We start from the raw sequence: 25,608 nt of genomic DNA, 5'->3' as shown, positions 1-25,608 counted from the left end.
CAAAGAATAAGGGTTTCAGTTCTGTCATTGGCATACTACAAATATCGGTTTTAGGTAAATTTGTATTACTTTGCTTCTAGTGTCAGCTTCACTATATTTACCGCTACTTGTCCCACACCTCTGGGACTTTTACAAGAGGTCTATTATTTAATATTCTTCTAATTTACGAAGATTGGGGATTAGGTTTTATTGACGCACACTTCCAGCTTGACAATCGCGTAACCAAGCTTTAACCCCTTGGGCAACCGTACCGTTACTACTATCGCGTGGCGGGGATAGTGGTTGCTGTGCTGAATGGGAACCAATTTGAGAAAACATCATCACTAGTCGCCAACCACTTTTAGTTTTAGTCAACAACAGCCAGTGGAATTCCTGTAATTCTACGGCTTTCTTTCCTATGTACTGCCGCTCCAAAGTAGTAAAGAAAACTTGCTCAACTCCTGATGCAGTACTTTTAGGCGCATCTGTACTATATTCTTCAAGATTAAGGGGCAGAGGAGTAAACTCAGGTCTTCCTGCCACTAACATATAACTGTAAACATCACTGCTTCTACTGAGGCGGCGGGCGCGTTGACTAGCGCGATTAGTATAACTAGGTAAATCTTTCAGTAGCTGTGTAGTTAATATTTCTAAATTTTGCTCAGAACACAAAGACCTTGCCCCACCGTTGACATTTTCCTTTTCTGCGATCGCAGAGGGTTTAGAGGTGAGATTTATCGAGAACGCTGGATAAGCAAGGCTATTTGATACTAAAACCCAGAAGCCACAAGCTAAAAGCCAACTATAATTTTTCTTTCTGAGCCAAGAAGCAAGATTCTTCTCCCCTACACCCTGCACTCTCTCTCCCAGTTTCTCACTGACTCCTAGCTTCATGCCACCGTGCTTAACTCCTCAGAAATCCTCTTCCAGGCTAACTCAGGCTCAGTAGCAGTAGTGATCGGCCGCCCAATCACTAGATAATCTGCCCCAGCAATGATTGCTTGCGCTGGGGTAAGCGATCGCTTTTGATCACTTTTATCTGCCCAAGTTGGTCTAACCCCCGGACAAACAAGCAAAAAGTCATCTCCACAAGTTTGCCGTAGCTGTGCCACTTCTTGGGGCGAACAAACTGCCCCATCCAATCCCGCCTCTTGAGCCAGCAATGCCATTTCTAGAGCGTATTCTGGTAATTCTAAGGGAATCTTTAAATCAAAGGCCAACTGCCTAGTAGAAATGCTCGTTAACAAAGTGATAGCAATTAACTTAGGCGGTTTTACACCCGCTTGGGCAGCCCCTTCTTGTGCCGCCTCTATTGCCGCTTTTAAGGCATCTTCACCAGAGGCAGCATGAATTGTTAACAAATCCACCCCATATTTAGCTGCACTACGACAAGCGCCAGCGACTGTGTTCGGGATGTCGTGAAACTTTAAATCTAGGAAAATGCGCTTTTGTCGGGACTTTAACACTTCTAGAATTTTCGGCCCAGTGCTGGTAAACAACTCTAAGCCGACTTTCCAGAAACCGATTTGCGGAAGTTGATCTACAAGAGCGATCGCACTTTGTTCATCCGACACATCCAAAGCCACAATAATTCGTTGTTCTGTGTTCATTTGCGATTCCCCATTCCCTACTCCCTACTCCCCATTTAAACTAAACGCACAAACTTATTTTTCCCAACTTGTAAAACCTTACCTTGTAACTCAGCAGGATCAGCAAAAGTAATATCGACATCGGTAATGCGATCGCCATTTAAGCGCACCCCACCCTCTTGAATTTTCCGCTTTCCTTCGCTGGTACTTTTGCACAAGCCAGTGGCACTGAGAATATAGGCTAACTTAGTCGGAAACTGCGGCACGCCAGCTAGAGAAAATTCTGGAACGGCACCTTCCTTTCCACCGCTTTGGGCTGCTTCTTTCGCCTCTTGGGCTGAGGTTTCGCCGTCGTACTGTTTGACAATTTCCCATGCTAGGAGTGTTTGGCGATCGCGGGGATTTTCTGGCAGTTTATCCAAAGGTAAATCTGTCAACAGTTCAAAATACTGTGACAGCAAATGATCGGGAACTCCTTGCAACTTTTGATACTTTTCTGCTGGATGTTCCGACAAACCAATATAATTACCTAAAGACTTGGACATTTTTTGCACCCCATCCGTGCCAATCAAAATCGGCAGCAGCATCCCAAACTGGGGCTTTTGACCAAAATGACGCTGCAAATCTCTGCCTACAGCAATGTTAAATTTCTGATCAGTCCCTCCCAATTCCACATCTGCCTCAACGGCAACCGAATCAAAACCTTGCATCAAGGGGTATAGGAACTCATGGATAAAAATCGGGTTCTCTTTTTTATAGCGATCGGCAAATCCTTCCTTCGCCAACATCTGCCCCACCGTCATCGTGGAAAGTAACTCCAAAATTTTCTCTAAGTTGAACCCAGAGAGCCATTCGGAGTTATAGCGCACCTCTAACCTTCCTGGTGTGTCAAAATCCAAGATAGGACGTACTTGGTCAAGATAAGTCTGAGCATTTTGAGCTACATCTGCTTCTGTCAGCTGACGACGCACCTCAGATTTCCCAGTCGGATCGCCAATGCGTGCGGTAAAATCGCCAATAATTAGAACTGCTATATGACCTGCATCTTGAAACGCTCGCAGTTTCCGTACCGGTATGCTATGACCGAGATGAATATCAGTACCCGTAGGGTCAATCCCCAATTTGATCCTCAAAGGTTGGTTTGTAGTTACCAAGCGCTTTTCTAGACTTTCACTGTTAACATCAACTGGTTGTGGGAAAACTTCTACTACACCACGACGCAGCCAAGCAAAATCTGGTGTCATACTAGAAAATCCACTGTTAGCTATATTTTGCACACTAGAAGTTAAGTTGGTTATAAACACTTGCAATTTATCCGCTTTCTCATCTGCCAAACTACTATAATTGCAAAAAATTAACCGTCTTGCTTCGCCCAATCAATTACAGTTAAATTTATAAGTGAGGAAGTGTAATAGCCGTGTCGTCTTCTAGGACTTTTGAAGATAAGCAGCCACAACGTCGGGCTTCATCAGGTTTTGAGTTTATGAAAGGAGTCGGTCAGGTAACTGGCGGTACTCTGCTTTCAATCACCATGCTGGCAAGTTCCATTGTAGCCGGAGGACTGGTTGGTTTAGCGATTAGTTTCCGTAATTTGCCAGATGTGAGACAGCTACGTAACTTCTTTCCCTCAGAAACAACTTACATTTATGACGTTAAGGGCAAACTCTTAACCAGTATCCACGGAGAAGCCAACCGGGAAGTCGTACCCCTAGATAGAATTTCCCCGAATCTCAAACGGGCGGTATTAGCAAGTGAAGATAGCCACTTCTACGATCACCACGGTATTAACCCCGTCGGCGTTGGGCGGGCTGTAGTAGTTAACGCGGCAGCAGGTGGAGTCCGAGAGGGTGGCTCTACTGTTACTATGCAATTGGTAAAAAACCTGTTTTTATCTCACAAGCGGGCTTTTACCCGCAAGTTAGCAGAAGCAGTGCTGGCAATCCGGTTAGAGCAAATTCTCAATAAAGACCAAATCTTTGAAATGTACCTCAATCAAGTTTATTGGGGTCATAACAATTATGGTGTACAAACGGCGGCACGCAGTTACTTTAATAAGTCAGCAGAATATTTAAGCTTGGGTGAGTCGGCAATGATGGCGGGTTTAATCCAAGCACCAGAAGAATTCAGCCCGTTTGTGAGCATGAAGCTGGCAAAACAGAAACAAAAAGAAGTCCTGGGACGGATGCTGGAATTGAACTGGATCAGCCAGTCAGAGTACGACGATGCCCTCAAGCAACAAATCAAACTTGGTAAAATCAAATCCTTTCAAGGTAGTGCCCTACCCTATGTAACCAATACTGTAGCGCAGGAGTTAGCTAAGAAGTTTGGGCGTGAAACACTACTCAAAGGCGGGATGCGAGTTCAAACTACAGTTGATGCCGACTTCCAAATCATGGCAGAAGAAACTGTCAGTAAGTGGCATAAATCACTACTAGAGCAGGGATTATCTAAGAATCAAATGGCCCTGGTGGCAATTGATCCGCGCACACATTTTATCAAAGCCCTGGTAGGTGGTATAGATTCTAAGACCAGTGAATTCAATCGTGCAACTCAATCTCAACGCCAGCCCGGATCTTCTTTTAAACCGTTTGTATATTATACTGCTTTTGCTAGTGGTAAATATACGCCGGACTCAACGGTATTAGATGCCCCAGTTAGCTATCGAGATGGTAACGGTTGGTACTTTCCCAGAAATTATGATGGTACTTTTAGGGGAGAGATGCCAATCCGCACAGCTATAGCCCAATCGCGCAACATTCCCGTGATCAAAGTTGGTAAGGCTGTGGGGATGAATAGAGTCATAGAAACCTGCCGTACCTTGGGGATTATGAGTCCGATGGAACCTGTGTCTTCTTTGCCACTTGGTGCAATTGGTGTCACCCCTCTGGAAATGGCTAGTGCCTATGCTACCTTTGCTAATTATGGCTGGCAATCTCCACCAACTGTAATTGCCCGCGTCACCGATAGTAGTGGTAACGTGTTGCTAGACAACACCCCCAAACCCCAGCTAGTTCTCGATCCTTGGGCATCAGCAGCCATTATCGATGTGATGCGATCGGTAATCACTGAAGGTACAGGTAAAGGCGCTGCGATCGGTCGCCCAGCCGCAGGAAAGACCGGAACAACATCATCAGAAAAGGATATTTGGTTTGTTGGTACTGTGCCACAGTTAACAACTGCTGTCTGGGTAGGGAGAGACGACAGCAGACAATTAGCTGACCATGCCACAGGTGGTGTTTTGGTTGCTCCCATTTGGAAAGATTTTATGCAGAAGGCACTTAAGAAAGTACCAGTAGAAAACTTCAAGCCACCTTCCCAGTTTTCTCGTCCCAAGTCACAATAATTTTAGATTTTAGATTTTAGATTTTGGATTTTGGATTAATTGCCAATCCAAAATCCAAAATTCAAAATCTAAAATTGACTAGGGCTGTTTTTCTAGCTCGGCTTTCATCCGTTCTAAAGTGAGGTGCATTTGATCAAACATTTGTTGCGGGGTTACACCGAACTGACCTAATTGCGTTTTCAGTTGTTCTACTGTTATTTGTGCCATGAAATCTTCTGATAGCTCGAACCGCTTCATAAAGATGCGATACCGATCCATCATGGTTTCCATTTGCTCAATAAACAGCTTTTTGCCATCGCGGTCAAATTTGCCGTAGCCGTTGCCAAGCTTGATCAGCGCTTGATAATCCTCAAACAGCTGTTTTGCTTCTTGCTGAACTATTTCAGAATCGAAGAATCCCATATTGCTTATATTAAACTGAGTGCCCAGACTCAGTAGCTTAATAGTTTTACTTCTATTTTTATTTTAGTCTAGGGGAGTAATCTAGTCACGAAGCTTCGGTTTTAGTACGGTTTGTTACCGAAATTTCAACACTTGACTTGAGAACGTTTCACCTCGCTAAACCGATTTAATAAAGCCGACAATACTCACAGCTTTAGCCATTGATTTAGAATTAGTGTTTTCACCAGGTTGAATTTTGAATTGTTTAATATGCCTTTTGGCTGTCTTATTGTCGGAACTGTAGTACTGGTATATTTGTTAGGAATATGTTAACTAAGCGCAAAAGCCGAAGTGTCGCCGCTGTTTTAGCTTTTTCTGGCACACTGACAATTTCAGGATTACATAAATTCTATCTGGGACAGCCGGTGTGGGGTGTTTTGTATATATTGCTTTCCTGGACGCCTATCCCCAAGGTAGCTAGTGCTATTGAGGGAGTTTGGTACTTAGCCCAAGACGAAGAAGCTTTCGATCGCAATTTTAATCTAGGGAAGTCAGGGCCAAGAAACTCCCAACGGGTGAGTAATCAGGTAGGAGCGATCGCTGACGCTTTGCGTGAATTAGATGCTCTGCGCCAGGATGGACTGATCTCAGAATATGAATTTGAGCAAAAGCGCCGCCAATTGTTAGACCAGATTTCTTGAGGTAAGCAACAATCATGAATAACTGGCTACCTTTGAACCCCAGGCTGCAAAAACTCCGTGCCAAGCTCCTCAACGATCCCTACTATCGCCTACAATCTGGGGAAGAAATTCAGATAGCGGCAAAATTAGGTATTCGCATTGATGCTAATCAAGCGACTGTAGATGATTGGTTACGCCTACCAGGTTTGTCAATTCACCAAGCGCGATCGCTTGTAGAACTTTCACGTTCGGGTGTTAAATTTTACTGTATTGAAGATATCGCTGCGGCTTTGGGTATGCCAGCGCCGCGTCTGGAGCCATTAAAGCCTCTGCTGAATTTTATTTACTACGACCACGAATCTTTAGAAAATCCTACCCATTTAGTCAACCCGAACACTGCAACCGTTGAAAAATTAGCACAAATTCCATTTATAGATTTATCTCTAGCGCAAGCAGTAGTGCAAAATCGGCAATCAGCCGGGCCTTATCGTAACCTAGCTGATTTCCAGCGACGGTTAGAGTTATCTGGTGATGCGATCGCCCAGATAATGTATTATTTAAGGTTTTAAGTTAAAAGTTAGAAGTTTTAAAATAACTGCTAACTCCTGTACAGACGCGATTAATCGCGTCTGTACTCCTAACTCCTAACTATTTAAATAAACCCAATGCGGTCGAGAGGCCAAAAGCGAAATGTTGCCCGACCGATGATATTTTTTCTGGGTAAAAAGCCCCAATAGCGAGAGTCATTACTATCGTTACGGTTATCCCCCATGACAAAAAATTCGTCTTCTGGAACTTTCACTGGTCGATATGGCTGATTTGGGGGTTCAGCAATGTAGTCTTCTACCAAGGGTTGACCATTGAGGTAGACTTTGCCAGAAGCAACACTAATTACCTCACCAGACTTGCCAATAACTCGCTTGATGAAGGCTTGGTCTTTGGGATATCCTCGACGTTGTAGTTCTGCAGGTGGCTGAAAAACAATAATATCCCCAGTTATAGGAGGATGAAAATGGTAAGAGATTTTTTCAACTACCAAGCGATCGCCTGTATGTAAGGTGGGCAACATCGAGTCAGAAGGTATATAGCGGGGTTCGGCGATAAAAGTCCGGATCACGAATGCCAAACACAGTGCGATCGCAATTAAAATCAGATTTTCTTGCCAACTACGCCATACTTTTAACGACGCACGCTCTTCTTTTGCATCACTTTCGTGAGGAATCATAAAAGTTTCTAGCCAGTTTGAGAAGTGGGACAAATACCTTGATTATTTTGACTCAAAAGGTATACTGATAGGCAAGCTTGGTTCTGCACGAATCCATACAGATATTAAATAATACAGTTATTGCATCTAGCAAAGATAAGCAAAAATACTGTAAATAAACTATGACCTGTCTAAGGCAATATAAGCTGATGATTAAGATTACTAGATAACTAAAAAAAATTTAATTCTAATTGCTGCAATTATAAGGCAAGTTATGAGATGATTTACAGTTTTGCTTCTTCCTGCTAAAAAAACACTTAGCGAGTGGTAGGCGATACAGCTAGTCAGTTTTCCTTTAAGCAGAAAATTGGTCGTTGAGTGGCAAAACAGTTTACCGAATGTCTGACAATGTCTGCTTCACTTTACCGAAAAAAGGCAGAAGGCAGTCTTGTTGGAGGCTCAGTTGGAAGAAAATATATTTTGGTATATATTATTAAGTGATATTACAGAAAATTCATCTCAACTTCAAGATAATTTTAAATACCTCAAATTAGCTTAATCAAGTGTAATTAATCAAAAATACTTCATTTAAATGTAGATTTAATGCTTCAATAGATATATGCTATACTATTACAATTTTAAAAAGTTGCCTAGATAAATGCGATTAACTTCCGTAATTATACGGTGACAGTGCATATTAAATTGTACTATTAATAATAATATATCAATCTCCTTAACTATCGAGAAAAACATTGACGGCTAAAGTATCAGCATCAAAAATAGAGTTAAACTGCTGACAAAATTATTTTTGCTGAATGAGTCAAAAGTATCTAGATTAACGAATAAGTGCCCGTTGGCAATGAGAAACTATATTGAATCAATTTTCGTCTCTCTATTTCAAAGAAAGTATAAGGCAACATTCTGTCAGTTAAAAATTTAACTTTTTCTTAAAAAGGAAGCAATGGCAGCAGGCGGTAAGATATATCTTATCAAGAATAGAACTAATAGTTTATTAGACTCTTGTTTGAAAAATACTCCGCCCCTTGTAAGTAGTTTTGTATGTTAATTAAATAATTCACTTAGCTGTTAATTACACAACTTTCCTGTCAGAAAGTCTTCCTATAAAAACTTCTACCCGTGAAAAGTGTAAATTGTAGGCGCGACAGTTTAGCTCATCTTATTTGCAAAGCTATAAAACTTGAAAGGATAATGCTGCCTTAGCGGTCAAGTCAAAGACAGTAACTAATTCGGAACTGCTATTAAGAGGATTTTGGGGTGTGGTTAATTATCTGATTGTGCTTCTTCTTACAGCTAGCGGCAAGAATATGGAAGTGTAGACCTTGCCTTTTCTGAGTGGGTTGACATTATACAGTACCAAGTATTGTATAAGGGTTCGTCCAAATCTAGTGCATCTAGATTTCAGTTAAAGCCGTATAGTCTGTCTTCTCGATTGTGAATTTCTGTTAGTCTCAATTCCAATTTTCGGGATTCCCAGAAAGCAACTGTATCTAAATATCTAAAAAAATGTGCTATAACGTACCGGCATAAGCGTGGTTGATGGTTCGATCTTTGAAGGAGCTATGAGGTGGAAAACAATAAGTCATTTCTGTGGCCAGAAGGAATATTAATTGCGTTGCTTGCCTTATGTGGTGTTTTTAGCCTTGCTTTCATGATGCTTCTAAGACCAAATGCTTCAGAGGCTCAGAATAGACAAAGTATAAATGTCAAGGTTGTAGCTGCAAACGTAGGAACTCAGCAGCGCATTGAGAAATTAAAGGCAGCGATGCTTACAAGTTGGCAGCAAGAAGCACAAGCAAAAGGACTATCCTACGCTGTAGCATCACGTTTTCAAGGGGCAATAATTAATTCTGCAAAACTGACTCAAGGTGAGAAAGTGATCGCTCTCACGTTTGATGATGGTCCTTGGCCTCAGACTACAGAGCAAGTGCTAGATATTCTGAAATCAAATAATATCAAAGGGACGTTTTTTGTCGTCGGGCAGAACCTCAAAAATTATCCAGAGTTAGGAAAGCAGATTGTCGCTCAAGGTCACGTCATTGGCAATCATACTTGGCATCACTGGTACCACTTTTTTAATCCACAAGCAGCAGCTTTTGAAATTGATCGCACAGAAGACCTAATTTATCAAGTTACAGGTGCTAAAACAAATCTGTTCCGACCCCCTGGGGGCATCCTGCATAATGGATTAGCTGCTTATGCTAAAGGACAAAAATATACTGTGGTGATGTGGTCGGCTGATTCCACAGACTACAAGTTGCCTGCTGTACCAAAGTTGATAAATAACGTGATTAAAGATTCAAAACCTGGTGGGATTGTGCTTATGCATGATGGTGGTGGGAACCGTTCTAGAACTATACAAGCTTTACCAGAAATTATTAGCAATTTTAGAAAGCAAGGCTATCGCTTTGTTACTATTCCAGAACTTTTAGAAATAGAAGATACAGATCAAAAGTTGCTCGCTCCCAAAAAATAATAATTATTAATTATGGGTAATTGGTCAATAGTAATTGGCTAAAAAATAAAATTATATTTTTTGGAGTTAGGATTTACTAACTGTCATAGCCGAGCGATTTATGATTAAATTGTTTAGCTATAACTTAAATGAAATACTTAAAGCAATTATTTATCATCATCAAAATTTCCCTGGATTCTTCTTTTTAAGTATATCGAGCATATTCGGTGCAATAGGTGCAAGTATAGCTATATTTATGATGAGAAAGGTATTTCTTTCGCTGGCATTCATAAATTTATGAACTATAATTGAACCTTTTTCTATCATTTTTGTTGTAGAACTATTCGTTTTTAGATTATTATTTGGGATGCTCAGGGGAGCTATTACAGGAGTGTTTTTAATTAAAATTATCAAGCACAACAATAGGTCAATATAGCGGTTATCGGTTGAATGAGGTAGAAAAACCCCACTCCCAACCCTCTAAGAGCAAGCGAGGAGCAGGGTTGTTTCATTCTCGACACAAAAAAAATCTAAGCCTTAAACTTTCGTTTTCATTTGACTATTTTGTAGTAAGCTGTTGCGCATTTAATTTGCAATTTTGTAGTAAGCATGTCGCGCATTTAATTTGCACAACTAGGGTGGGCAAGATGCCCACCCCACAAGAGATTCATTTTTTTGAGGATGCAAATTAAAAGATTTTTAGCTTAGGCATTAAACGGAAAAATAAGAATCCGAGATTTTTCTTTCTTCGGATGAAACCACCCTGCCTCCCCGCAAGCGAGCAGGGGACTATGATGTACCTCATCTGATTATGTCTAATGACTAGTTACTAAACTGAACTCAGTTGTTTTTTCAGGATCAGCTTCTGGACTATCAGCTTCAGAAGGCGGAACTAATTGCCAGAATTTCGGCAAAAATTCTTGCCAGTTTTGCAGAATTTTCTTTGCCTTTGGTGAACCGGTGCGTTCCGCATGAGTTTTGATTAACTCTTGCAGCTGCTTTGCGCCAACTTCTGTAATCACCCGCTGTATTTTGACAATTTCCGGGTTGACTAACTCACGAAATGAGTCATCTTCATCCAAGAAGTATGCCAGTCCACCAGTCATTCCAGCAGCTACGTTACGTCCTACCTTGCCGAGGACGACAATTACACCACCAGTCATATATTCGCAGCAGTGATCTCCAGCACCTTCAATCACTGCTATGCCTTTGGAATTTCTCACAGCAAAGCGTTCTCCTGCTAAACCGTTGGCAAATAAGATGCCCCCAGTAGCACCATAAAGGCACGTATTACCAACTATCACGTTTTGGGCTGCGTTATAGCTAGCATCAGCTGGAGGTTTGATGATGATTTCACCACCATGCATCCCTTTACCTACGTAGTCGTTTGCTTCTCCTTCTAGGCTCAAAATTATGCCAGGAAGGTTGAATGCACCAAAGCTTTGCCCAACACTACCTGTGAAGTTGAGATTAATTTGTCCTTCAAAGCGACTGTCACCGTATTGAGAAGCGATCGCTCCCGCTAATCTTGTACCTACTGTTCTGTCAGTATTGACAATAGGGTAAGTCTTGGTGACAGTCGATTGGTTGCGAATGGCAGCTTGAATGTCGGGATCGGCAAGCAACTTGTCATCCAAAACCACGCCGTTGCTGTGGACTTCTTCATGCACCAACCAGCTACGATTTTCTCTGGTATCTGGTAACTGAAGTAAACAGTTCAGATTCAGCGATCGCGTTTTGGTGAGTTTTGCTTCTGGGCGCAGTTTCAACAAATCTGCACGTCCAATGATTTCTGACAAAGAACGGTAGCCAAGCCGTGCTAACAAACTACGCACTTCTTCGGCGATGAAGTAGAAGAAGTTGACAACCTGTTCCGGTATTCCTGTAAACCGCTTGCGGAGTTCTTCTTTCTGAGTAGTAACACCTACAGGGCAGGTGTTCATGTGGCAAACTCGCGCCATGATACAGCCTTCAGCAATCATGGCGATGGAGCCGAAACCGAATTCTTCACCGCCCATCAATGCACCTATTACCACATCCCAGCCACTCTTGAGTCCGCCATCTACGCGCAAAATCACGCGATCGCGCAGACTATTTTCCATCAAGACGCGATGCACTTCACTTAAACCCAGTTCCCACGGGGAGCCAGCGTGTTTAATCGAACTTAGTGGTGATGCACCTGTACCACCATCATGACCAGAAATCTGGATGATATCAGCGTTTGCCTTAGCCACACCAGCAGCGATCGTGCCAATGCCAACTTCTGCAACTAGCTTCACCGATACCTTTGCTTTGGGGTTAATTTGGTGCAGATCAAAAATCAGTTGTGCTAGGTCTTCAATGGAATAGATATCGTGGTGCGGTGGCGGCGAAATCAGTGTGACACCCGGCTTCGAGCGCCTTAGCATCGCAATGTATTGGCTCACCTTCGGCCCTGGCAGTTGTCCACCTTCTCCAGGCTTGGCACCTTGGGCAATTTTGATTTCAATTTGTTTGGCGTTGACTAGGTACTCTGGCGTGACCCCAAAGCGTCCCGATGCAACTTGCTTAATGGCACTATAGGCTTTATCACCATTCCGCAATCCTTTTAAATGAGGTAGGGTTGGCGAGTGACCAGATTCGTCCACATCATCTAGGACTACATAGCGCACTGGGTCTTCGCCGCCTTCTCCAGAATTTGATTTACCGCCAATACGGTTCATGGCGATCGCTAAAGTTTCATGGGCTTCTCTTGACAAAGCGCCTAAAGACATGCCACCAGTGCAAAAGCGTTTGACAATCTCAGATACCGACTCAACTTCTTCTATCGGAACTGGGATGCCATCGCCTTGGAAGTCCAGCAAATCACGCAAGGCTGTTACTGGTCTGCCTTGGAGGTGCTTTTTGTAAACTTCGTAGTGGTCGTAGTTTTTACCATCTAGAGCCTTATGCAGCGCCTTGACCATTTCGGGGCTATTCATGTGGTACTCGCCGCCAGGACGATACTGCACAAAACCCAGGTTTTCTAACTTATTGGTCGTCAGTTCTGGGAAAGCCTTGCTATGAAAAGAAAGCACTTCATCAGCAAGTTCGCTGACGCTCAAACCACCGATGCGGGAAGTCGTACCACGAAATCCGAGTTCAATTAAATCTCCACCGATGCCAATAGCTTCAAAGATTTGGGCTGCTTGATAACTGGAGAGCAGAGAAATTCCCATCTTGGAGAGAATTTTTAGCAAACCTGACTCTACTGCTTTGCGGTAGTTTCCTAAAGCTTGCTCTAGGGTAAGGGCTGGAATTTTCTCCACAGCCATTAACTTTTGGGTTTTGGCATCAGACCACCAATTACGCACCGTGTCCAAAGCCATATACGGGCAAACTGCACCAGCACCGTAGCCAATGAGACAAGCAAAGTGATGAGTACTCCAGCATTGGGCAGTATTGATAATCAGGGATGTTTTCATTCGCAACCCTTCACGAATCAGGTGATGATGTACGGCACCTACTGCTAATAGGGGAGGAATGTAGGTAGATTCTGTACTGATACCGTCATTGACCCGTTGGCGTCGCCCGTCGTAGACATCGCTTAATATTAAAATCTTTGCACCTGCCCGGACTGATTCAGCTGCTTGTGCTTGTAAAGATTGGACTGCGGCTTTCAATCCTTCAGGGCCAGAGGCGATCGCAAATAGGGTTGACAACTCGGCTGTGGCAAATCCTGACAGCTTAATTGCCTCCAACTCTGGCTCTGTCAATAGTGGCGATTCGAGTTTCAATCTCCGCGCATATTCTGGCTTGGGTTCCAATAAGTTACCCCGCTCACCCAGTTCCACTTTCAGAGACATGACTAGCTTTTCCCGCAGGGGATCGATCGCTGGATTTGTCACTTGAGCAAAGCGCTGTTTGAAATAGTCATAAAGCAGGTGGGGCTTTTGTGACAGCACTGGTAAAGGAATATCATCACCCATGCAGAAAGTCGGCTCTGAACCGGTGATCGCCATTGGATGAATCACCATTTCTACATCTTCTGTGGTGTAGCCAAAGGCAGTTTGAAACTGAAGCAAGGTTTGCTTGTCAACTTTGTCAGGTGTACTATGCCCGTTACCATTTTCAGCAACCAGATGTCCATTTCCATTAACATCTGAGGACTGACTACTGATAATTTGTTTGAGTTCTTGACGGTACTGTTGCAGCCATTCACCATAAGGGTGCTGTTTGGCGATGCGCTGCTTAATCTCCCAATTCTTCAGCACTTCATGGTTTACTAAATCCACAGCAATCATTTGCCCTGGGCCGAGTCTACCTTTCTCGACAATATTGGCTTCTGGAAAGTCCACTACACCTGCTTCAGAAGCTACAACAATGTAGTCATCTTTGGTAATCACATAGCGAGCTGGTCTTAAGCCATTACGATCTAGCGTTGCACCAACTTTTTTGCCATCGCTGAATACTAAAAGTGCCGGCCCGTCCCACGCTTCTTGCAGACCACTGTAATATTCATAGAAATCAATAATTTCTGGAGAGTCACGTAAAGAAGGCTGATTTTGGTAAGCCTCTGGAACCATAATCATTAAAGCTTCCAAGGGGCTGCGTCCAGAAGACACCAACAATTCTAGTACGTTGTCTAGGGTAGCTGAGTCGCTGTTATCAATATGAACTAATGGCTTGAGTTCCTGGATGCGATCGCCCCATACAGAATGATTCAGACTAGCTTCTCGTGCCATCATCCAGTTGATGTTACCCAACAAGGTATTGATTTCGCCGTTGTGACCCAAAAGCCGCATCGGTTGAGCTAGGGGCCATTTTGGCATCGTGTTGGTACTAAAGCGGCGGTGATAGACAGCAAAGGCGCTTTTGTAAGCTGGATTTTTTAAATCGTCATAAAAGTTGCCCAAGACGGCGGAACGCACCATGCCTTTGTAGACAATTGTGCGATTTGACAAAGAGCAGATATAAAATTCTTCTGAGATGTTGGTTGCAACTTTACTAATTCGGCGGCGAGTAATATATAACTGCCGTTCTAATTCATCGCCACTTTTGTCAACAGAAGCTAACAAAACTTGTTCAATTTGGGGTTGATTTTCTTTTGCTTGTACCCCCAGTAAATAAGGTTGCACTGGCACTACTCGCCAACCCAGTACAATAAATTTTTCTTCGGCAGCGACTTGCTCAACTGTCGTCCTGGCTTTTTGTGCTGCTTCTTGGTCTTGTGGTAAAAAGATCATCCCCACAGCTATATTATTGGTGGATGAAAATTCCTTCCCTCTTTGGGCAAAGTCTTGTTGGAACAACTCCCAAGGGATAGCTGTCAATACTCCAGCACCATCACCAGAGTCTTGATCAGCGCTACAACCTCCCCGGTGTTCTAAACAGGTTAAAGCAGCTAAGGCTTTTTCGACAATTTCATGGCTGGTATGATTCTGGCGATGAGCAATAAAACCGACACCACAGGCATCTCGTTCCTCTACTAACCACTTTTGCCCCTGATAAGTATCTGTTGAGTTGATCTTTGCTGTGATTTTCTGGTCTTGATTCATCGGTTTATTATTCATACCCTGTTCCTGAAGTATTAAGTTACCAATTTTGCCACTACTTATCGGAAAAAATTTTTCAATTCAGCGATGGAGAAATATATAAGCACCAAAATTTAGGGAAAAAAAATTTTAACTTCGGTTCTACTTTATTAGTTCACCCTTGTTAAAATAGTTGCGTACTTTTTATGTATTTATGCGGTGTTAGACAAGTTACCGCCGCCAAGACATCATTTTTGCCGTGACAGTTTCTTTTTTATATTGTGAAGCTAAATATTTTCTCAATCCCCTCTTTCCAGATGCACGCTAGCTACTCCTAGAGCCTATTTCGGCTCACCTGAAACAAAATTAAAACTGAAGTTTTACTATGTTTTAAAGCCAAAGTCATCCTGATCCAGCATTAAAATCAGCGTATTACAATATATACCCATTTGACAATTCCCAAATATTTTTGTTGTTGTCTAAACTTTGGCTGCTTACCAGTTGCCACACATTTACTATTAACTAGACCTGACTGAAAGTTGCTATTGTTGCTGCTTCAGTCAGGATTGAATATCTTAATCCAGTTTTGATAACCAAGGCTACCGTGTATAGTGTGATTGGAATTAGTGCCAGTTAAAACACTTGGTTGCAGTGGACTTAGCACCTAAATGGTTATTTATGTCTAAAAAAGATAAGAAGCCAATATATATACTACCATTTTTTTTCAAAAATAAAGTCATGTTTTTTTTAGATTTCTAAATAATTAGTTAGTTTATAGCTTGGGTGATAGTTTTCAAAAGTACCTAGCAAATTATGGTAAAAATGCCGAATTGTTGCCAATTCCTGATTGGCGAACGCAGGTTTTTCCTCTCTTCTGTGTCACCAATACTTTTGACAGCACTGTGGTTAACTACTACCTGTGCTACCAATGCCCAGGAGTCTCCGAAAACCATCAAATCAATACCCCGGTTAACCTCACAGTCAGCTGCATCTCCTTTAACAAGTGTGGCATCCTCTTCTGGTAATCAAATTTCCCTCAATGGACGTACCTTACCAGGAACTTGGTTGCAGGGGCCTGGGAAAGCTGGTCAGGTGACAACTCATCTCAGTGACGGGGCATTCAGGCAATTAATAGGAGTAAATTTCTTAAACAGTAGCAGTTCAGCTAGGCAACCAATACAGTGGTTTTCGTCGGTGACAACGCCACTGATTTTAGCTACCAAGCTACTAGGAGCATATCGCTATCTGGATATTACTAATTTTGCTCAAACATCTGGATGGCAAATCCAAACCAATGGTAACACCTTGGTGATTGCTACCCCAAAGGCGCAAGTGACAAATATTATTCAGAGCCAGCAATCTTCAGACGCGAGTGTTACTCCTTTACAACAGGTTCGGATTCTTGTCGATTTAGATCGTCCAACTCCCTGGCAAGTTACACAAGGGTTAGCGATCGCAAAACCCCAAACTCCATCCTCTGATCCAGACACACCAACCGCAAAATCCACTGTACCGCCAAATCGAGAGTGGACAATTACCCTGGATGGAATAGCCGATCCTATTTTGATAGAACGCTATACCCCCCAGCCACCACCAACACCAGCAACACCACCAACATTGCTGCCAAACCTGCTCAAACAATTATCACCAGCGATACCAACACAACCAATACCAGCAGCACCAGCCCCAGAACCACTGATTCAACAAGTGGAGGTGGTGAAAAACCAAACGATTATTAGTCTGAGCGTTCCCTTTGGTTTATCGCCTCAAGTTAGTACTGTCCCTAACCCCAATCGCCTGATTATCGATATTCGACCTGATCCTCTAGAAGAGCGGGATATTACTTGGGCACCAGGATTGCGCTGGCGACAGCATTATGTCAACTTAGGCACAGAACGCTTTCCAGTGGTTTGGTTAGAAGTTAATCCCCGAAAATTTGGGCTAACGTTGAAACCTATATGGGCAAGTCTTGATGGGCTTGCGGGTACTGCTCCCTTAATTCAAACAGCACAACGTTACTTAGCAGTAGCTGGAATTAACGGTGGTTATTTTAACCGCAATAACAGATTGCCATTGGGTGCGATTCGTCGCAATAGTCAGTGGTTATCAGGGCCGATTCTTAACCGGGGTGCGATCGCTTGGAATGATTCTGGCCAATTTTACTTCGGTCGTCTCACCTTAGAAGAAACTTTAATCACAGCGAATAACCAGCGCCTACCAATTCTGTTCCTCAACAGTGGTTACGTCCAGAGTGGCATTGCTCGTTATACCCCAGCTTGGGGATCAACTTACACGCCCCTGACAGACAACGAAATCATTCTCGTGGTACAGAAAGACCAAATTACTAATCAGTTACCAGGGGGCAAAGTTGGTGGGACGGCGGTTTTGATTCCCCAGGATGGCTACTTACTAACCTTACGCGCCAATGCTACTAGTGCTGCCTCACAATTACTTGTTGGAAGCGGAGTAAGTATTTCCAGCACCACTGTTCCAGCTGATTTTAATCGTTATCCCGACATTATTGGAGCTGGGCCGCTATTAGTCCAAAATCGTCAAATTGTCCTTGATGCCAAAGGCGAAAAATTTAGTGATGCCTTTATTGCCGAAAAGGCTATTCGGAGCGGTATTTGCATAACGGCAACAGGCACACTGATGATTACTGCCATACATAATCGTGCTGGCGGTTATGGCCCTACCTTAGCGGAACATGCCCAATTGATGCAACAAATGGGCTGTGTGGATGCCCTAAATTTGGACGGTGGTAGTTCTACCAGCCTTTATTTAGGAGGGCAATTACTCAATCGATCGCCTAATACCGCCGCTCGTGTTCATAACGGAATTGGTATTTTCCTGCAACCACGATAATCAAGGAATAGGGAAGCCGCTTAATCACTAATGCCCAATGCCCAATGCCCAATCCCCAATGCCCAATGCCCAATCCTTTTTTAAAGTTTAGAACAAGCTGCCATTTTGCTTGATGAAGACTTGATGTAGAGATCATAGTTTTAGTAGTGATGATTTACACCGTAACGTCTGAATTTTGCTATGTTTATCAAGGTGCGACAAAATTGCTGATTTTTAATCTTGCAAGATAGCGCCAGATTTTTGATCAATAGTTAAGAGTACCAACGGTTTGTTATGTCTCCAAATGAGGTAACTATGGCTCGATATCAAGAAACTACACAGACTGAGACTCTACATCTACCTCCAGGTATCACTTCCAGAGGCGTTGCTGCAACTGAGTTACGTCCTTGGGGTGCTTTTACAGTTTTGGAAGAAGGGCGCGGATACAAAATTAAGCGCATCGAAGTTAAGCCCGGACACCGCCTCAGTCTACAAATGCACCATCACCGCAGTGAACATTGGATTGTTGTCTCTGGTACAGCTAGGGTAACTTGTGGTGAGCAAGAAGTACTACTGAGCAATAATGAATCAACCTATGTACCCCAATGTACATCTCATCGTTTAGAGAATCCTGGCGTGATCCCCTTGGTGTTGATTGAAGTGCAAAATGGTGAATACTTGGGCGAAGATGACATTATTCGCTACCAAGATGACTATGCTCGTACCAAAGATTAAAACTATCTAAAGACTTAAATCCAAAAACTGAATACATACATTTTTGTGCAAACCCTCTTTGGTAAACACTGCACCCAGAAGTCCCTACCTAGTTAAGGTGGGGACTGAAGCATATTAGTGCTATAAATGTAGTAGTAGTGATCGCGCTCATGAGTTTGGTGATTTGGCACAGGGAGATAGGGAGGGTCAGCCCCTTCGGGGAAGTCAAAAGTCAAAAGTCAAAAGTTAAAAGTAAGAACCCCATAAATAAATTTAGGGGCTTGTACCTTTTTATTTCTGGTCAACCCATCTGTAAAATGAAGATGGGGTATTTAATTGTAAAAAACGAGTTCCATGATTCATCTGAGTCAAGCAGCCGCGAATGAGATTGGGCGAATAAAGTCCAAGCAGCAACCAAATGTCTTATTTAGATTGGCAGTAAAACCAGGTGGTTGTTCCGGGTTCTTTTATGATATGTCCTTCGATAAAGCAATAAAAATTGGCGACCAGGTTTTCAACTTGGATGATATTCAAGTAGTCATAGATAAAGCAAGTTTAAATTACCTCAACGGTTTGAGGGTCGATTATTCAGAAGACTTAATGGGTGGTGGTTTTCGCTTTCACAACCCCCAGGCGATCGCTACCTGTGGCTGTGGCAATTCCTTCTCCTTGAGTCATTAGTCATTTATCAAACAAATGACAAATAATAATTGACATAAAACAGTAAAAAACGATATAATCAGGATTTGTTAAAACTTAGACCATAAGCAGCTTTACGCGCTGTAACTCATGCCAACAATACAGCAGCTAATACGTAATGAGCGCGAACAAGCGCGTCAGAAAACCAAGTCCCCGGCTCTGAAACAATGTCCCCAACGTCGGGGAGTTTGTACCAGAGTATATACGACCACACCAAAAAAGCCTAACTCAGCTCTACGCAAAGTAGCAAGAGTAAGACTTACCTCTGGATTTGAAGTCACAGCTTACATTCCAGGCATTGGTCACAACTTACAAGAACACTCAGTTGTGATGATTCGTGGCGGTCGGGTTAAGGATCTACCAGGCGTGAGATACCACATTATCCGTGGCACCTTAGATACAGCCGGAGTCAAAGACCGCAAGCAAGGCCGCTCCAAGTATGGAACTAAGCGGCCTAAAGAAGCGAAAAAATAGGATTAGGCGATTAATCGCATCCAACACGATTAATCGTCTGCCTTAAAAGCGCCCAAAGAGAAAAAACGCTCGCTGCCTGTGTTGTCACAGCAGTTATCAAGGCTCCTAAAGCCTGTTTCAAAAAATCAAGCAAGCTATACCTACACTAAGTGAGCAAGTGTAGAAGTTCAGAGGAGAAGGTTGTAAGCTACAGCAAAATTCTCATCTGGACATTAAAGTTTATAATCTTGTCGCCTTGAGTATTTAGTTGCAGGTAGCAAGTCAAACAATTTTAGATTTGCGATAGCGGAGCGTTAGCGAGTTATCGAGAAGTCAGGCTCGCTGCAACGGTCGAAAAAAATTGAGGAAGTCTGAGAGTTGGGTTCTACCACTTTTAGTTTCCGGTGTCTGATAGCATATAATTTCGTTGCCAATTCCGAATTAAAGGTGAAGTATGTCTCGTCGTGGTGTTATTCAAAGGCGCCCAGTTCCGTCTGACTCAGTATATAACAGTCGCCTTGTGAGCATGATTATCAGGCGGATCATGCGTCATGGCAAGAAATCGCTTGCCGCACGGATTGTTTATGATGCATTGAAAACTATTGAGGAACGCACTGGTAGCGCTGCCTTAGAAACCTTTGAAAGAGCGGTGCGAAATGCCACGCCTTTAGTAGAAGTAAAAGCTCGGCGAGTTGGCGGAGCAACCTACCAAGTACCAATGGAAGTACGTACAGAACGGGGTACTACCCTAGCACTGCGTTGGTTAGTGCAATATTCCCGATCTAGACCAGGCCGCACAATGGCAAGCAAATTGGCAAATGAGTTAATGGATGCTGCCAATGAAACTGGAAATGCCATTCGCAAACGGGAAGAAACGCACCGCATGGCGGAAGCTAACAAAGCATTTGCACACTATCGTTACTAAGTAGAAAAGCGATATATCGCCCTCCCGAAGCGGTATATCGGATGATTTACAAAAAAAAGGCGGTTTTCCGTAAAAGTATAGAATCTTAACAAAGAGTAATATACAAGATATCATGAGGCAAAAACTATAGGAGGTAATTGTGGCACGCACGATCCCGCTAGAGAAAGTACGCAACATCGGTATTGCGGCGCATATAGATGCGGGCAAAACAACAACAACAGAGAGAATATTGTTTTACTCTGGAATAATTCATAAAATTGGCGAAGTTCATGAAGGAACTGCCGTCACAGACTGGATGGAGCAGGAGCGGGAGCGGGGAATTACCATTACTGCTGCTGCTATCAGTACCAGTTGGAAAGATCATCAAATTAACATTATCGATACTCCGGGTCACGTAGACTTCACAATTGAAGTTGAGCGTTCCATGCGCGTGTTAGATGGTGTAATTGCAGTATTTTGTTCTGTGGGCGGCGTGCAACCGCAGTCTGAGACAGTGTGGCGACAAGCAGACCGCTATAAAGTTCCTCGGATTGCCTTCATCAACAAAATGGATCGCACTGGAGCGAACTTCTATAAAGTTCACGAGCAAATGCGCGATCGCTTGCGGGCGAATGCGATCGCCATTCAATTACCAATTGGTAGTGAAACCGAATTCCAAGGTATCATCGATTTAGTACATTTACGTGCGTATATTTACGCAAATGACCAAGGAACCGATATTCAGGAAACGGATATCCCCGCCGAATTGCAAGCGCAGGTAGATGAATACCGCGTCAAGCTAGTAGAAGCAGTGGCAGAAACTGATGACACTCTAATGGCTAAGTACTTCGAGGGCGAAGAACTGACAGCAGAGGAAATCGCTCTTGCCCTACGTAAAGGCACAGTTGCTGGCACAATCGTACCAGTACTTTGTGGCTCGGCATTCAAAAACAAAGGCGTGCAATTGATGCTGGATGCCGTTGTCGATTACTTGCCAGCGCCAAGTGAAGTGCCGCCAATTCAAGGCTTACTGCCAAATGGCGATACTGTTGAGCGGCGGGCTGATGACAACGAACCCCTAGCGGCTCTGGCATTCAAGATTATGGCTGACCCTTATGGTCGCCTGACATTTGTTCGCGTTTATTCTGGTGTGTTGAAAAAGGGTAGCTACGTCCTCAACGCTAGTAAGAATAAAAAAGAACGGATTTCCCGTTTAGTGCTGATGAAGGCAGATGACCGACAAGATGTCGATGAACTGCGAGCGGGTGATTTAGGAGCAGCCCTGGGATTGAAAGACACCTTGACAGGTGACACAATCTGTGAAGAAGGATCGCCAGTAATTCTGGAATCCCTATTCATTCCTGAGCCTGTAATCTCGGTGGCGGTTGAACCCAAAACCAAGAACGACATGGATAAACTGTCGAAGGCTCTGCAATCTCTCTCAGAAGAAGACCCCACCTTCCGTGTCCACGTCGATCCGGAAACCAACCAAACCGTGATCGCAGGGATGGGAGAACTGCACCTAGAAATTCTAGTAGACCGGATGTTACGAGAATTCAAGGTGGAAGCGAATGTAGGTGCGCCGCAAGTAGCTTACCGAGAAACAATTCGGAAAGCTGTGAACAAAGTTGAGGGGAAATTCATTCGCCAAAGTGGTGGTAAAGGTCAATACGGTCATGTTGTGATCAATTTGGAGCCTGGAGAACCCGGTACTGGCTTTGAATTCGTCTCCAAAATTGTTGGCGGTACAGTACCTAAAGAGTACATCAGTCCAGCAGAACAAGGAATGAAAGAAAGCTGTGAATCTGGTGTTCTGGCTGGATATCCGTTGATTGACGTCAAAGCGACGCTAATTGATGGGTCATATCACGATGTAGACTCTTCGGAAATGGCTTTCAAAATCGCTGGCTCAATGGCGATGAAAGAGGCTGTGCTGAAAGCTTCACCCGTCCTCTTAGAGCCTATGATGAAAGTTGAGGTTGAAGTTCCCGAAGACTATATCGGGAATGTGATTGGCGACCTGATTGCCCGACGGGGGCATATTGAAAGCCAAAGCACTGAACAAGGACTCGCGAAGGTGACATCCAAAGTCCCACTGGCGACCATGTTTGGCTACGCTACTGATATCCGGTCGAAGACCCAAGGTCGGGGCATCTTCTCAATGGAGTTTAGCCGCTACGAAGAAGTACCTCGCAACGTGGCTGAGGCAATCATTGCTAAAGGCAAAGGGAACGCTTAGTTAAAATAAGGAAATGAGCATTCATGGCACGCGCAAAGTTTGAAAGGAATAAACCCCACATCAATATCGGTACCATTGGCCACGTTGACCACGGTAAAACCACGTTAACAGCAGCCATCACCATGACCTTGGCAGCTATGGGTCAAGCTATAGCTAAGGGTTACGACCAAATCGATAACGCGCCAGAAGAAAAGGCGCGGGGTATTACCATCAATACCGCTCACGTTGAGTATGAAACTGCTAGTCGGCACTATGCTCACGTAGACTGCCCTGGACACGCTGACTATGTGAAGAACATGATCACCGGTGCTGCCCAGATGGATGGTGGCATCCTCGTAGTAGCTGCTACCGATGGACCGATGCCCCAAACCCGCGAACATATCCTGTTGGCAAAACAGGTCGGTGTTCCCAGTCTGGTTGTCTTCTTGAACAAGGAAGACTTAATGGATGACCCAGAACTCCTAGAACTAGTGGAACTAGAACTTCGAGAATTGCTTACCAGCTACGATTTTCCTGGCGATGATATCCCCATTATCAAAGGATCTGGTCTGCAAGCTCTGGAAGTAATGGCCAAAAATCCCAAGACCCAACGGGGTGAAAATCCTTGGGTAGACAAAATCTACGAATTGATGGACGCTGTAGATTCTTTCATCCCCACCCCTGAGCGGGATGTTGATAAGCCCTTCCTGATGGCTGTAGAAGACGTATTCTCAATCACAGGTCGTGGTACCGTAGCCACCGGTCGGATTGAGCGGGGTATAGTCAAAGTCGGCGATAACGTTGAACTAGTGGGTATCAGAGATACTCGCGCCACTACCGTAACTGGTATTGAAATGTTCAAGAAGAGTCTTGACCAAGGTATGGCTGGGGACAACGCTGGCGTACTCCTCCGGGGTATTCAGAAGGCTGATATTGAACGGGGTATGGTAATCGCTAAACCAGGTTCAATTAAACCTCACATTCAATTTGAAGGTGAAGTATACGTTTTAACAGAAAAAGAAGGTGGTCGTAAGACTCCATTTTTCTCCGGCTACCGTCCCCAATTCTACGTGCGGACAACCGATGTAACCGGTACCATCAAAGCCTTTACCTCTGATGATGGTAGTGAAGCCGAAATGGTCATGCCAGGCGATCGCATCAAGATGACAGTAGAATTGATCAACGCGATCGCTATTGAACAAGGAATGCGCTTCGCTATCCGCGAAGGTGGTCGCACCATCGGTGCTGGTGTCGTTTCCAAAATTCTGAAGTAGCACCTTTTTGCTCATAACGAAGGAGCAGAGATGGTATTTGTTATGCCTCTCTGCTCCTTTCTCTTCCCTCTATAAATAAGGTAATAGGTTACAGGGGACAGGTAATAGTTTTCTGTAACCTATAACTTGTAACCTTTAACCTGTAACTACTCCCCTAATTACGCAGAACCTGGAAAATTAAAGATGGCAACTCTACAGCAGCAGAAGATTAGAATTCGCTTACAAGCCTTTGACAGGCGCTTATTAGATACATCTTGCGAGAAGATTGTAGACACAGCTAACCGCACCAACGCTACAGCCATAGGCCCAATTCCTTTACCAACAAAACGCCGGATCTATTGTGTGCTGCGATCGCCTCACGTCGATAAAGATTCACGGGAACACTTTGAAACCCGTACTCATCGCCGGATTATTGACATTTATCAGCCCTCTTCTAAGACTATCGATGCCCTGATGAAATTGGATCTACCATCGGGTGTAGATATTGAAGTCAAACTTTAATTAGTCATTGGTCATTTGTGATTAGCAAAGACAAATGACAATGACATTAGTATGAATATTTACATAGCCCTGAAGAAATATATCTCAGGGCTTTTATTTAGCTAGGAAACAAATGATAGAATGTAGATAAAGTACGGGAAAAGCAGAGAAAAATTATTTTTTAAGATTAAGTTTATAGCAAGGTAACAATGACATCATCTTCTAAAATTGCAGTTCGCGAACTACCTCTGTTCCCGTTACCGGAAGTAGTTCTGTTTCCTACCAGGCCATTACCCCTCCACATCTTTGAATTTCGCTACCGAATCATGATCAACACGATTTTGGAGAGCGATCGCAGATTCGGTGTTTTAATGTTCGATCCAGTCAAAGGTACAATTGCAAACACTGGTTGCTGTGCCGAAATCATTCATCACCAGCGACTGCCAGATGATCGGATCAAAATGATGACTTTAGGGCAGCAAAGATTTCGTGTACTAGAGTATGTTCGTGAAAAGCCATACCGCGTCGGCTTAGTGGAGTGGATTGAAGACCAACCACCAACTAAAGATTTGCGACCTTTATCAACTGAAGTAGAACAACTACTGCGAGATGTTGTGCGTTTGTCAGCCAAATTAACCGAACAAAATATTGAACTGCCAGAAGATTTACCTGATCTACCAACAGAGTTATCTTATTGGGTAGCTAGTAATCTTTACGGTGTCGCCGCAGAGCAGCAATTATTACTAGAAATGCAAGATACTGTAACTCGTCTAGAACGGGAAGCAGAAATTTTAACTTCTACTCGAAATCACTTGGCAGCTCGCGCTGTTCTCAAAGATACATTTAATGAAAAGTGAGGAGTTAATAGTTAGGAGTGAGGG

General features: G+C 43.5%; 19 protein-coding genes. 13 read left to right on the top strand and 6 right to left on the bottom strand.

The features are described 5' to 3' along the window. Positions 1–186: 186 nt before the first annotated feature. From PUQ00_RS13050 to tyrS, 3 genes are read right to left on the bottom strand one after another with little or no spacing between them, the layout of a single operon-like run. The gene (locus PUQ00_RS13050) at positions 187–873 is read right to left on the bottom strand and encodes a hypothetical protein (protein WP_300416858.1); all 687 of its coding nucleotides are present in this window, start codon (positions 871–873) and stop codon (positions 187–189) included. Then, entirely contained in the window at positions 870–1,589 is a 720-nt protein-coding gene (gene pyrF, locus PUQ00_RS13045) for an orotidine-5'-phosphate decarboxylase (protein ID WP_300416855.1), read from the bottom strand. Before pyrF ends, PUQ00_RS13050 begins: the two co-directional genes overlap by 4 nt. 35 nt (positions 1,590–1,624) lie before the next feature. Then, positions 1,625–2,812 (bottom strand): tyrosine--tRNA ligase, encoded by a 1,188-nt coding sequence (gene tyrS, locus PUQ00_RS13040; protein WP_300416896.1) that lies wholly within the window; start codon positions 2,810–2,812, stop codon positions 1,625–1,627. Positions 2,813–2,985: 173 nt separating this feature from the next. Here tyrS and PUQ00_RS13035 point away from each other — a divergent pair, with 173 nt between their 5' ends. Further along, a complete protein-coding gene (locus tag PUQ00_RS13035; RefSeq protein WP_300416852.1) occupies positions 2,986–4,911 on the top strand; it encodes a transglycosylase domain-containing protein in 1,926 nt (641 codons plus the stop codon). Between the two features lie 78 nt (positions 4,912–4,989). On the opposite strand, the gene PUQ00_RS13030 is transcribed toward PUQ00_RS13035, so the two are convergent. Continuing rightward, entirely contained in the window at positions 4,990–5,313 is a 324-nt protein-coding gene (locus tag PUQ00_RS13030; RefSeq protein WP_300416850.1) for a DUF1825 family protein, read from the bottom strand. Positions 5,314–5,618: 305 nt separating this feature from the next. Between PUQ00_RS13030 and PUQ00_RS13025 the strand changes: the two genes are divergently transcribed. Next, positions 5,619–5,993 (top strand): NINE protein, encoded by a 375-nt coding sequence (locus tag PUQ00_RS13025; RefSeq protein ID WP_300416847.1) that lies wholly within the window; start codon positions 5,619–5,621, stop codon positions 5,991–5,993. Between the two features lie 14 nt (positions 5,994–6,007). Next, the gene (locus PUQ00_RS13020; protein WP_300416845.1) at positions 6,008–6,541 is read left to right on the top strand and encodes a ComEA family DNA-binding protein; all 534 of its coding nucleotides are present in this window, start codon (positions 6,008–6,010) and stop codon (positions 6,539–6,541) included. 83 nt (positions 6,542–6,624) lie between these two features. Here PUQ00_RS13020 and lepB read toward each other — a convergent pair whose 3' ends face one another. Then, positions 6,625–7,197: a signal peptidase I gene (gene lepB / locus PUQ00_RS13015; protein ID WP_300416842.1), complete on the bottom strand. Its 573-nt coding sequence runs from the start codon at positions 7,195–7,197 to the stop codon at positions 6,625–6,627. Between the two features lie 1,564 nt (positions 7,198–8,761). Here lepB and PUQ00_RS13010 point away from each other — a divergent pair. Then, positions 8,762–9,670 carry a polysaccharide deacetylase family protein gene (locus PUQ00_RS13010; protein WP_300416839.1) on the top strand — a complete coding sequence of 303 codons (909 nt, stop codon included), beginning with the start codon at positions 8,762–8,764 and terminating at the stop codon, positions 9,668–9,670. Between the two features lie 794 nt (positions 9,671–10,464). On the opposite strand, the gene gltB is transcribed toward PUQ00_RS13010, so the two are convergent. After that, positions 10,465–15,180, bottom strand: a complete 4,716-nt coding sequence (gene gltB, locus PUQ00_RS13005) for a glutamate synthase large subunit (protein ID WP_300416836.1) — start codon at positions 15,178–15,180, stop codon at positions 10,465–10,467. A 783-nt stretch (positions 15,181–15,963) separates the two neighbouring features. Between gltB and PUQ00_RS13000 the strand changes: the two genes are divergently transcribed. The 9 genes from PUQ00_RS13000 (at position 15,964) to PUQ00_RS12960 (ending at position 25,584) form a co-directional block, all read left to right on the top strand. Further along, positions 15,964–18,006 carry a phosphodiester glycosidase family protein gene (locus tag PUQ00_RS13000; protein ID WP_300416834.1) on the top strand — a complete coding sequence of 681 codons (2,043 nt, stop codon included), beginning with the start codon at positions 15,964–15,966 and terminating at the stop codon, positions 18,004–18,006. A 294-nt stretch (positions 18,007–18,300) separates the two neighbouring features. Next, positions 18,301–18,720 (top strand): cupin domain-containing protein, encoded by a 420-nt coding sequence (locus PUQ00_RS12995; protein WP_300416832.1) that lies wholly within the window; start codon positions 18,301–18,303, stop codon positions 18,718–18,720. 333 nt (positions 18,721–19,053) lie between these two features. Next, complete coding sequence (locus PUQ00_RS12990; RefSeq protein ID WP_300416829.1) at positions 19,054–19,380, top strand: iron-sulfur cluster assembly accessory protein; 327 nt, start codon at positions 19,054–19,056, stop codon at positions 19,378–19,380. 108 nt (positions 19,381–19,488) lie between these two features. Next, positions 19,489–19,872 (top strand): 30S ribosomal protein S12, encoded by a 384-nt coding sequence (gene rpsL / locus PUQ00_RS12985; protein ID WP_012410236.1) that lies wholly within the window; start codon positions 19,489–19,491, stop codon positions 19,870–19,872. A 433-nt stretch (positions 19,873–20,305) separates the two neighbouring features. Then, positions 20,306–20,776, top strand: coding sequence for a 30S ribosomal protein S7 (gene rpsG, locus PUQ00_RS12980; protein WP_292831101.1), 471 nt, complete (start codon positions 20,306–20,308; stop codon positions 20,774–20,776). A 139-nt stretch (positions 20,777–20,915) separates the two neighbouring features. Continuing rightward, positions 20,916–22,994, top strand: a complete 2,079-nt coding sequence (gene fusA / locus PUQ00_RS12975; protein WP_300416823.1) for an elongation factor G — start codon at positions 20,916–20,918, stop codon at positions 22,992–22,994. A 23-nt stretch (positions 22,995–23,017) separates the two neighbouring features. After that, entirely contained in the window at positions 23,018–24,247 is a 1,230-nt protein-coding gene (gene tuf, locus PUQ00_RS12970) for an elongation factor Tu (RefSeq protein ID WP_300416821.1), read from the top strand. Between the two features lie 183 nt (positions 24,248–24,430). Continuing rightward, positions 24,431–24,748 carry a 30S ribosomal protein S10 gene (gene rpsJ, locus PUQ00_RS12965; RefSeq protein WP_008232935.1) on the top strand — a complete coding sequence of 106 codons (318 nt, stop codon included), beginning with the start codon at positions 24,431–24,433 and terminating at the stop codon, positions 24,746–24,748. A gap of 188 nt (positions 24,749–24,936) precedes the next feature. After that, on the top strand, positions 24,937–25,584 hold the full coding sequence (locus tag PUQ00_RS12960; protein WP_300416818.1) for an LON peptidase substrate-binding domain-containing protein: 648 nt from the start codon (positions 24,937–24,939) through the stop codon (positions 25,582–25,584). Positions 25,585–25,608 lie beyond the last annotated feature (24 nt).

This window comes from Nostoc sp. S13, from assembly GCF_029379315.1.
Taxonomy (GTDB): domain Bacteria; phylum Cyanobacteriota; class Cyanobacteriia; order Cyanobacteriales; family Nostocaceae; genus Nostoc.
This window is presented reverse-complemented; position numbering and strand designations above follow the sequence as displayed.